General features: G+C 68.1%; 9 protein-coding genes. 4 read left to right on the forward strand and 5 right to left on the reverse strand.

The features are described 5' to 3' along the window. The 4 genes from ACH65_RS17200 to ACH65_RS17215 form a co-directional block, all read right to left on the reverse strand. A partial coding sequence (locus ACH65_RS17200) for an ATP-binding protein (protein WP_049623861.1) occupies positions 1 to 433 on the reverse strand: 433 nt, incomplete at its 3' end. Next, a complete protein-coding gene (locus tag ACH65_RS17205) occupies positions 426 to 1,262 on the reverse strand; it encodes a hypothetical protein (RefSeq protein ID WP_064504902.1) in 837 nt (278 codons plus the stop codon). The genes ACH65_RS17205 and ACH65_RS17200, both read right to left, overlap by 8 nt. Continuing rightward, on the reverse strand, positions 1,259 to 2,959 hold the full coding sequence (locus ACH65_RS17210) for a hypothetical protein (RefSeq protein ID WP_064504903.1): 1,701 nt from the start codon (positions 2,957 to 2,959) through the stop codon (positions 1,259 to 1,261). Before ACH65_RS17210 ends, ACH65_RS17205 begins: the two co-directional genes overlap by 4 nt. A 256-nt stretch (positions 2,960 to 3,215) precedes the next feature. Then, positions 3,216 to 4,157, reverse strand: coding sequence for a LysR family transcriptional regulator (locus tag ACH65_RS17215; RefSeq protein WP_064504904.1), 942 nt, complete (start codon positions 4,155 to 4,157; stop codon positions 3,216 to 3,218). Between the two features lie 198 nt (positions 4,158 to 4,355). Here ACH65_RS17215 and ACH65_RS19240 point away from each other — a divergent pair, with 198 nt between their 5' ends. The 3 genes from ACH65_RS19240 (at position 4,356) to ACH65_RS17225 (ending at position 6,638) form a co-directional block, all read left to right on the forward strand. Continuing rightward, positions 4,356 to 4,685, forward strand: a complete 330-nt coding sequence (locus ACH65_RS19240; RefSeq protein WP_082190393.1) for a MoaF-related domain-containing protein — start codon at positions 4,356 to 4,358, stop codon at positions 4,683 to 4,685. A 349-nt stretch (positions 4,686 to 5,034) separates the two neighbouring features. Next, positions 5,035 to 5,427, forward strand: coding sequence for a GlcG/HbpS family heme-binding protein (locus ACH65_RS17220; RefSeq protein ID WP_049623862.1), 393 nt, complete (start codon positions 5,035 to 5,037; stop codon positions 5,425 to 5,427). Further along, complete coding sequence (locus ACH65_RS17225; RefSeq protein ID WP_049623863.1) at positions 5,424 to 6,638, forward strand: MFS transporter; 1,215 nt, start codon at positions 5,424 to 5,426, stop codon at positions 6,636 to 6,638. Before ACH65_RS17220 ends, ACH65_RS17225 begins: the two co-directional genes overlap by 4 nt. Before the next feature lie 143 nt (positions 6,639 to 6,781). Here ACH65_RS17225 and ACH65_RS17230 read toward each other — a convergent pair whose 3' ends face one another. After that, positions 6,782 to 8,704, reverse strand: a complete 1,923-nt coding sequence (locus ACH65_RS17230; RefSeq protein ID WP_082190394.1) for a CocE/NonD family hydrolase — start codon at positions 8,702 to 8,704, stop codon at positions 6,782 to 6,784. 246 nt (positions 8,705 to 8,950) lie between these two features. Here ACH65_RS17230 and ACH65_RS17235 point away from each other — a divergent pair, with 246 nt between their 5' ends. Next, positions 8,951 to 9,352 (forward strand): YchJ family protein, encoded by a 402-nt coding sequence (locus ACH65_RS17235; protein ID WP_049623865.1) that lies wholly within the window; start codon positions 8,951 to 8,953, stop codon positions 9,350 to 9,352. Positions 9,353 to 9,417 lie beyond the last annotated feature (65 nt).

Genomic DNA, 9,417 nt, shown 5'->3' on the forward strand with positions numbered 1-9,417 from the left:
CGCCGGCGAGGCGCACGCGGTAGTCGCGCACGCCCAGCCATTCGCCGCCCTGCTCCAGCACCTCCACCGGCACGTCGCCGGCCACGATCTGGTAGTCGCGGCTCCAGTCGCCGCCGCGCTTGCGGATGCGGCAGGCCAGCGTCACCGTCTCGTCCATGCAGGGGAAGAAGGCGCGCTTGCCGCGGCGATCGGCCGGGTTGCTCACCACCGCGCGCAGCCAGGCGTAGGGCTTGCCGTTGTGGCGCAGGTAGGTCTTGTAGTCGCGCGCGGTGTCGCGGTCCTCGATCGCCAGCAGGGTGCGCAGCGCGTCGAGCAGGGTGGTCTTGCCCGAGCCGTTGGGGCCCACCACGGTGATGATGTTGGCGTCCATCGGCAGCTGGAACCGCTGCCAGTAGTCCCAGTGCACCACTTCCAGGCTGCGGAACTCAAACATGCTCGGGGTGCTCCTCGTCGGCGTCGCGGGTCGGCGCGTCGTCCAGGTCGTGCTCTTCGGGGAATCCGGGGTCGGCCGCTTCGTCGTCGCGCACGGCGTGCGCGGGCGATGCCTCGGCCGCGTGCGGCGCCGGCAGATCGGCCTCGCCGACGGCGTCGCCGTGCGCGTCGTCCGGCCCGGCCACCATCGGCGGGTTGGCGCGCGCCTCGGCCACCACGAAGGCGAGCGCGCCGTCCATGATGCGGCTGGCGATGCGCTCGTAGTCGAAGGCGAGGTCGAGCAGCGGGCCTTCCTGGATGCGCTCCTTGCGGCGCTGGATGAAGCCCTGGCGCGCCAAGAGGCCCAGGTTGAGGTGGATGCGCGTCTTGCCGCCCAGCTTGTCGCCGAAGTCGGCCAGCAGGGTGCGCTCGTTGATCGGCTCGACCACTTCCGCGCCCACCGGCACCGGCTTGGCCTCGGCGAACATCTGCGACTGGGCCTGCGCCTTCTCGCGCTCCTGGCGGGCGATCTGGCGCTGGCGCTTGGGCAGCACCAGCAGCGCCCACAGCACCACCAGCAGGGCCAGCGCGTCGCGGTCCAGCTGCAGGTTGCTGGCGGCCCAGGCGCGGGCGCCGCCGAACACCTCGTTCTCCTGCGCGCGCGCCACGCCCACGGCCACGTGCGCGGCGTAGGGGTGTTCGAGCAGGCGCAAGCCCGCGGCGGCGAGGCGGCGGTCGAGGTCGTCGCGCAGCTCGGCATCGATCAGCACGCGGCGCACGGCCTCGTCCTCGCGCGGCAGCCAGCGTTCGGCCAGCAGGCGCGCGATCAGGGTGGCGATGGGGTCGGTCATGAGGTCTCTGCGGGTTCGGTCGTCGCGGGCGCCGTGGCGTCGCCGGGTTCGGGCATGTCGTGCCCGCGTGGGCGGGCATCGCGCGGCTTGGCTTGGGTGCCGCTCGCGGGCTTGGGCTGGCGTGGTGGCGGCGAGTCACTGGATCGTCGCTTGCCTGGGGATGGCGATGGGGAAGCCGCGCCAACCGAGGCCGGATCGGATGACGTGGTGTCGGACGCGGCGCCGGTGGCGCCGTGCGCCTCATCGCCCTCGCCGGCGCGAGCGTCCAGCGCCTTGGCCTCAAGCGTGGCGCGCCTGGCCGCCTTCGCGTGCCGCGGCGATCCGGCGCTGGCGGAGGCGCGCTGGCGTGAGGGCGACGGGGTGGGCGAGTCGGCGGATGCGTCGGCATGGCCGGGCGTGCCCGCATCGGCGTGGCCCGCGCCATCGTCGCCCTCGGCCCCCGCCGGTTCCAGCCGCCCGCGGCTCATGTAGGCCACCTCGCAGCGCTCCACCGGCTCGAACTCCGGGCTCACCCGCCAGCGCAAGGGCAGCTGCGCGAGGCCGGCGCTGACGCCGCGGCGGTTCTCCGCACCGGGGTCGCCGATCAGGCCGAGCAGGGAGAGGCGGTAGGCGCTGAGCGCGAAGCTCTCCGCCGGCACCAGTTCGGCCAGCGTGGCGCCTTCGAGCAACGCGTCGAGGCGTTCGAGCCAGGCCTCGGCATGCTGGTAGTCGTTCTCCGCCACCGGCGTCTGCGCCGCCTGCGGCGCGGCCTGCGCGGGCGGCAGGGACTGGTCCTCCTGCGCCTCGCGCTCGCGCTCCACCAGCTCGTACTCGGCCACGTCCACCGCGATCGGCGCCAGCGCGAAGGCCGGCGCCACCGTCTGCGCGCGCGTGCCTTCGGCGAGCGTGGCGAGCAGCGCCGGCCCCTGCGCGCGCAGGTAGCGGTTGACGTCGGAGGAAGAGAGGCCGCTCTCGCCCAGGTGCACGCGGTGGCGGTCGAGCTGGTTGAGCGCGCGCTGGAACACCGAGGCCTGCCGCAGCATGGCGCTCTGCGCGCGGCCCACCTGCTGGGCCACGCGGTGGGTGGCCGCGTCCAGCTCGCCGTCGGCGGCGATGGCGCGCACGATCTCGGTGCCCTTCTCCACCCAGCGCCACACCGATTGCAGCGTCTCCGCCGCCTGCTCGATGCGATGCTCCGAGCCGCTCAGCACGGCCTGGTCGAAATCCTCGCGCAGCTCGTTGAGGCGCGAGAGCAGGTGCTGCAGATCACCCGCACGCACGCGCCCCACCGCCTGCCCGGCGGCGAGCTGCGCGGTGACGTAGGCCAGCTCGTCGCCCTCCTGGTTGAACTGCAACAGCATGCCGATGGCCGCCAGCGCCTGCCGGCCCACCGGGCTGATGCGGTAGCGCTGGCTGGCGCCGTCCCACAGCAGGAGGCCGTGCTCGCGCAGGCGGCCGAGCACGGTGTCGAACTTCACCGCGTCGAGGTAGGCGAACTGGTCGCGCAGCTCCTGCGGCGCCCAGTCCGGCGCCGCGCCGCGCTCGCCGAGCGTGCGCAGCACCAGCAGCCGCACCATCACGCTCTCCTCGCCGCCGTGGAACAGCGTGGAGAACGCGCGCAGCAACTCGCGCGCGCCCATCAGCGCGTGCAGGTCGGGAAGGTCGGCGGCGACGATGCCGTCGCGCAGGTAGTCGTGCAGCGGTGGGGTGGCGTCCATGATGCGGGGGCGTCAGCGGGGCGCCATGTTCGGCGATGGGGGTGGGGCTGGCAACCCTTGACGGACGGGCGGATTCAGCGTGGCCGCTCTCCTGGGCACTTTGCCGGCTGAGGGCACCGCGGCGCTCCACGCCCACTGGAGCACCCATGGCGCCAGGATCGTCCGGGCCAGCCGATGCGCCATCATGGCCCGGCACCGCAAACCCTTGGTTGCTCCCCCGCGCTGCGCCTGGAAGAAAAGGGCTTGGTTCGCCCTGCTAGGGACGGCTGGCGTGCCCATTCCCGGAGCGGTCACTGCTCGACCGTCCATGCAGTTCATGCCCTTCGGCGCCGAAGCGACCGAGGACAAAATCGATGAACGCCCGGAGCTTGGGAGCCATGTGATGGCCACGGACATAAAGCAGGCTCATCGGCATCACCGGCGGCGCAAAGGCTTCCAATACCGGCACCAGCCTGCCTTGTTCCAAGTCGTCCTTGAGCAGCAGTTCGGGTTGAAGAATGACGCCGGCACCTTCCAGCGCGATCATGCGCAGAGCCTGTCCGCTGTTGGATCGGAATCGCCCGGGCGGCAGGCCCGTCGCGATGTTGGCCAGCCCCCAGTCCCGCTGGTAGTTCCAGAGCGAAAAATTCAGGCACTGTGTCTGCTTCAGGTCTTCCGGCGTTCGGGGCCATCCGGCCTTTTCGAGGAATGCGGGTGACGCGCACAGCACCATGCGGTAGGGCTGCATCGGCCTGGCTGTCAACGACAGGTCCGCCACTTCACCGATGCGAATGACCGCATCGTAGCCATTGGCGACCAGATCGGTGACGCGATCGCTCAGTGCCAGATCGACCTGGATGTTTGGATACTGCTCGAGGAATGACGCCAAGGCCGGGGCGAGGCACAGCGAGCCGAAAGTCACCGGCGCATTCACTCTCAACAAGCCCCTGGGTGTCGACCCCAGCACTTCGAGGCGCGCCTCCACGGCGGCGACCTCGCCCAGCACGGACTTGCAGTGCTCGTAATACTGCTGGCCTACCTCGGTCACCTGCTGCCGGCGCGTCGTCTTCGTGAGCAAGCGCACCGACAAGTGTTCTTCCAGGAAGCGGATGTGCTTGCCCACCATGGGCGCGGAAATATGCATCTGCTTGGCGGCCGCGCTGAAGCTTCCCGTTTCGACCACGTAGGCAAAGACCTCCATGCTCTTCAGTTGGTCCATGATTCGAAACCTGTGGTTTTCATAGCATGAATTTTATGGTCATTGTGCCGATTTCGACAAGTTCATACAGTGACAAAGCCCGTCCACGGCTACTCAACGCGCCGGTTTCTCTGGCGATCGTTCAAGTCCATGAAGCACCGCCGCGCGGCGCGCCTTGTCCCGTGCAATGCATCAAATCGACCATTCAAGGAAATCACGATGACTACATCCCTCCCTGTTTTTCCTCATGCCGGCGAGACTTTTCTTGTCTCCTACGGGGAAGAACTGGCTGCCATCAACGCCTATTCGGAAGATGGGAAAACCCTTCGATACGAAATCACGGAAGGGCCCTACAAGGGGGCCACGGCGGAAGTGGCTTTCGAGTGGCAAGCGGTCGGCAACGATGCGTTCCTGATTTCCTGGCAAGAGAACGACAAATCGACCGTCGTCCACCACGACGACTTTTCGGGAAACACGTCCAATACCTTCTTCACCACGCCAAAAATGGATTTCTACCGCCTGCAAGGAACAATCAGCCGAATTCCTTGAAGCCGCAGCCAGGCACTGCGTTATTTCGATGGGATCGACTCAGGGCGCGAAGCCTTGCTTTATGAGGCAGTTGACCTCGGGCCTCGTGTCAATAATCGCTCCTGATTAGCGTCGACTCTCAGCGGGCGTCCTCGCTCCACTCGTCATCCCGGCGCAAGCTGGAGGCGCTTCCCAACAGCGAAGCGGGTCATCCAGCGCCGTGGAATGGCGAGCAAGGCACTGGGTTCCGGCTTGCGCCGGAATGACGGTGGGGCAACTGAGATTCGACGCCAATCAGGTAATCGCTTAGTCGATTTACTTCATTGTCACAGCGATTTACAAGTCACTTAATTTCTTCAGGATTCTTCGGATGTTTGAAGCCCTCTCTCAACAGATTATTCAGCGCGCGCAGGCCGAGGCGAGCGAGCGGGGCTTGTCCATATGTGTCAGCGTGGTCGACGACGCCGGCCTGCTGAACGGATTTCTCCGCATGGACAATACGATCCCCGGCGCCATTGATGTGTCGCACAAGAAAGCGCGCACGGCGGCACTGTTTCGTACCGACAGCGACAAGCTAGGTGCCGGCGCGCAGCCGGGCGGCCCGATCTATACGCTTGAAGCGACGAATGGCGGATTGATCAGTTTTGGCGGCGGCATCGTGCTGCACGACCGCGATGGCAAGGTCATCGGGGCCGTAGGCGTCGCCGGCGCTACCGTCGAAGCAGACCAGGCCATTGCGCTGAAGGCGGCGGGGCGGCCGTGAGTCGAAACCCGCAACGTACTCACCCCGGCATCTGGGCGCTGGCCGTCACCGCATTCGCCATTGGCGTGACAGAGTTCATCGTGGTCGGGGTGCTGCCCGCCATCTCAAAAGACCTCGACGTGTCATTGGCGCGTGCGGGCGGACTGGTTGGCCTATATGCCTTGGCATTGGCGGTGGGAACCCCGGTCACCGTACTGGCCCTGGCGCGCGTGCCACGCAAGCCGTTGCTGCTCGGGCTGGTGTCGGTCTTCCTGGCCGGCAACGTGCTTGCCGCGTTGTCCAACAGTTACGCCATGCTGCTGGTGGCGCGCATCGTGACCGCGGTTGCGCATGGCAGCTTCTTTGCCATCGGTGCGACGGTGGCCGCACGCCTTGCGCCTCAAGGGCAGGCAAGCAAGGCCATTGCCACCATGTTCGCCGGCCTCACGCTGGCCATGGTGATCGGCGTTCCCTTGGGAAGCCTGATCGGAAACAACCTTGGATGGCGGTTGCCGTTCTACGCGGTGGCGGCACTGGCCGCACTGGCCTGGGTGGCTACTGCGCGGTGGCTTCCGCAGGTGTCCATGCCGCCGGCCGGCAAGGCGTCGACGCAATTGGCCGCGCTGATCCATCCGGCGATCCTGACGATGATGGCCGTCACCGTGCTGGGATTCGGCGCCAGCTTTGCCGCTTTCACCTTCATTGCGCCCATTCTCACCGGCATCACCGGCTTTGAACCGAGCACCGCCAGCCTGTTGTTGGTCGTGTTCGGCGCAGCGACCCTGGTCGGCAATCTTATGGGGGGCGCGGGGGCGGCCAGCCTGGGCTGGCAGAGCGTTTTGCGGCGCATCTTCCTGCTGCTGTCCGCCACGCTTGCCGCCTTTGCGCTGCTGATGAGCTATCGGCTCCCCACGGTTGGGTTGTTGTTCGCATGGGGAGCGCTGGCTTTTGGCATGTCGCCGGCCTGCCAAGCCGGCATGCTCGCCACGGCCGAACGCTACACGCCCAAGGCCGTGGACTTCGCCTCGGGCCTGAACATCTCTGCATTCAACCTGGGCATCACGTTAGGCGAAACGCTAGGCAGCGCCATGGTGGCGCACAGGCATATGGCGTTGACGCCCTGGGCAGGTGTCGCGCTGGTGCTCCTTGCCCAAGTGCCTCTGGCGCGATTACGGGCCTGGTTCCGTGTGCTGCTGTCTCGCAGCGGGCCTGGCGCCTGGGCGCAGCCGTGAGGCGGAAGCAGCACCTGCACCAGCCGCTCGGAACCCGCTCATACCCCTGACGCTGCACCCGCTGGCGCGCACCATGCCGCGCAGCCGCGCCGAATGGATGGAGCCCGGCCAGATACGCCGGGCTCCATCCATTGCGGCCCGCCTCAGCGCCCCTCCACCACCGGCAAACTGATGAAGCTCGCCTGCCCCGGCGCGTGATACACCCGCTGCGTGGCCTTCACGTAATCCGCCGGCTTCGCGTCGAAGATGTTGGGCACGAAGGTCTGCGGGTTGCGGTCGTAGAGCGGGAACAGGGTGGATTGCACCTGCACCATGATGCGGTGGCCGGGCTGGAACACGTGGTTCACGGTGGGCAGGCCGAAGCGGTAGGCCAGCGGTGCATTCGGCGTGATGGCCTGGGGGTGCTCGAAGCTTTCGCGGTAGCGGCCGCGGAAGATGTCGAGCGAGATGGGCAGCTCGTAGCCGCCCATGGCCGGGTGGGACGGCACCGAGTCGGGGTAGACGTCGATCAGCTTTACCGCCCAGTCGCTGTCGCTGCCGCTGGTGGCGGCGACGAGGTTGACCTCGGGCGCGCCGCCCAGGTGCAGCGGGCGGGTCAGCGGCTCGCTGACGAAGGTGAGGACATCTGGACGTCCATCCACGAACCGCTGGTCGTTGAGCAGCCAGCGCGTCCAGGCCTCGTGGTCGGCGAAGTGCACCGGGCGCGGCTGGTAGGGCACGGGCTTGGCGGGGTCGGAGACGTATTCGTCGTACTTTGCGTCCTCCGCCTTGGGCGCGGCGAAGGAGAGCTTGCCGCCGGCCTCCAGGTACAGCGGCTGCGGCTTGGCGGCGCAGCCGCTCTCGCAGCTGAGCGGCCAGCTCTGGTAGCGATCCCAGTGGTTCTCGCCGGTGTTGTAGATGAAGACCGGCGGCGTATCGGCCTTGAGCGCGCCGTCCACCAGGTACTGGTCGAAGAAGGGCTTGAGCACGTCGCGGCGGAATTGCAGCGCGGTGTCGCCGTCCCACTGCATGGGGCCGAGCGCGGTGCCGTCGTAGTTGACCTGGCTGTGCCGCCACGGGCCCATCACCAGGAAGTTCCGGGTGTTGCTGGCGTCCTTGGGCTCGGTGGCTTCGTAGCTGTGGATGGCGCCCCACATGTCTTCCTGGTCCCACAGGCCCTGCAGCCACATGGTGGGCACCTTGAGCGGCTGCTGGGCCATGATCCTGTCCAGCGCCTGGCCCTGCCAGAAGGCGTCGTAGGCCGGGTGCTCGTCGAGCTTGCGCCAGAAGGCGAGCTGCTCGAGGCCGTTGGCGCGCGCGTAGTCGCCGGCGCTGCCGGCTGCGAGGAAGTTGGCGTAGTCGTCGTAGCCGTCCCGCGGCACGGCCTCGCCCTTGCCCTTCTGCGCGGTCTGGCCGCGGATGTAGTCGAAGTTGGTCTGGCGGAAGGCGCCGTAGTGGAACCAGTCGTCGCCCATCCAGCCGTCCACCATCGGGCTCTCGGGCGCGGCCACCTTGAGCGCGGGGTGCGGGTGGATCAGCGCCATCACCACGGTGAAGCCCTCGTAGGAGGAGCCGAGCATGCCGACCTTGCCGTTGGACTCGGGCGTGTGCTTCACCAGCCAGTCGATGGTGTCGTAGGCGTCGGTGGAGTGGTCCACCTCGCTGGCGTTGAGCGGGCCGCGCAGCGGGCGCGTCATCACGTAGTCGCCCCCGGAGCCGTACTTGCCGCGCACGTCCTGGAAGACCCGGATGTAGCCGCCGCGCACGAACACCTCGTCGCCCTGCGGCAGGGTGTCGAGCATGTGCGGGGAGACGTAGCGCTCGGCGCGGCCGCTGGCGTTGTAGGGCGTGCGGGTGAGCAGGATCGGCGCGTGCCGGGCGCCCTTGGGGATCACGATCACGGTGTGCAGCTTCACGCCGTCGCGCATCGGGATCATCACCTCGCGCTTGACGTAGTCGTTGGCGCTCGTGGGCGCGTCGAACTTGGCCGGGATGTCCGGCGTGAGCGGCGCGGTCTGCGCGTGGGCGCCGCCGGCGGCCAGGGCCGCGGTCACCGCGAGGGAAAGCAGGGTAAGGCCGATACGCATGACAAAGACTCCTCGTCGGCCGGGCCGTTGCCGCGGCCAGCCGGATGGCATCCTCAGGAAAAAGAAACGGCGCGTGCACTCCGTGCAGCGCTTCGACTTTACGGCATGCGCGCGGCATGACGGCCATGACTTCCGGCAGGGTGGCGCCGGCCGGTGGCGCACTCCCGCCGCAGGGCGCTTTTTTGCATTGCGCCAGCGAGTGGGCGAGGATGATGCCTGTCCGACGCGCCGTCCCGCCCCGCTCCCGTGGAATCCATCGACACCCTCACGCCCTGCCCCTGCGGCAACCGCGACGGCTACGACCGTTGCTGCAAGCCGCTGCACGACGGCCACGCCGCGGCCGACGCGGAGGCGCTGATGCGCTCGCGCTATAGCGCCTACGTGCTCAAGCGGGAGGACTACCTGCTCGCCACCTGGCACGCCAGCACGCGCCCCACCAACCTCAACCTGGCCGCGCAGCGCCCGCACCCGACCTGGCTGGGCCTGAGCGTGAAGCGCCACGTGAGCGCCGGCGACCAGGCGCTGGTGGAGTTCGTGGTGCGCCTGCGCTACGGCGGCGGCAAGGCGCAACGCATGCACGAGATCAGCCAGTTCGTGCGCGAATACGGGCGGTGGTATTACGTGGACGGGGTGTTCCAGGACAACTGAGGCCACGCTTTTCCGCTCGCCGCCCGAGGCCGGGCGCTCTTCTCCCTCTCCCCGCCGGGGAGAGG

It is taken from the genome of Frateuria defendens (assembly GCF_001182895.1).
Taxonomy (GTDB): Bacteria; Pseudomonadota; Gammaproteobacteria; order Xanthomonadales; family Rhodanobacteraceae; genus Frateuria_B; species Frateuria_B defendens.

Coding starts and splice junctions, on each gene's coding strand:
- ACH65_RS19240 (WP_082190393.1), top strand. CDS start 4,356: ATGACTACATCCCTCCCTGTTTTTCCTCATGCCGGCGAGACTTTTCTT.
- ACH65_RS17220 (WP_049623862.1), top strand. CDS start 5,035: ATGTTTGAAGCCCTCTCTCAACAGATTATTCAGCGCGCGCAGGCCGAG.
- ACH65_RS17205 (WP_064504902.1), bottom strand. CDS start 1,262: ATGACCGACCCCATCGCCACCCTGATCGCGCGCCTGCTGGCCGAACGC.
- ACH65_RS17210 (WP_064504903.1), bottom strand. CDS start 2,959: ATGGACGCCACCCCACCGCTGCACGACTACCTGCGCGACGGCATCGTC.
- ACH65_RS17215 (WP_064504904.1), bottom strand. CDS start 4,157: ATGGACCAACTGAAGAGCATGGAGGTCTTTGCCTACGTGGTCGAAACG.
- ACH65_RS17230 (WP_082190394.1), bottom strand. CDS start 8,704: ATGCGTATCGGCCTTACCCTGCTTTCCCTCGCGGTGACCGCGGCCCTG.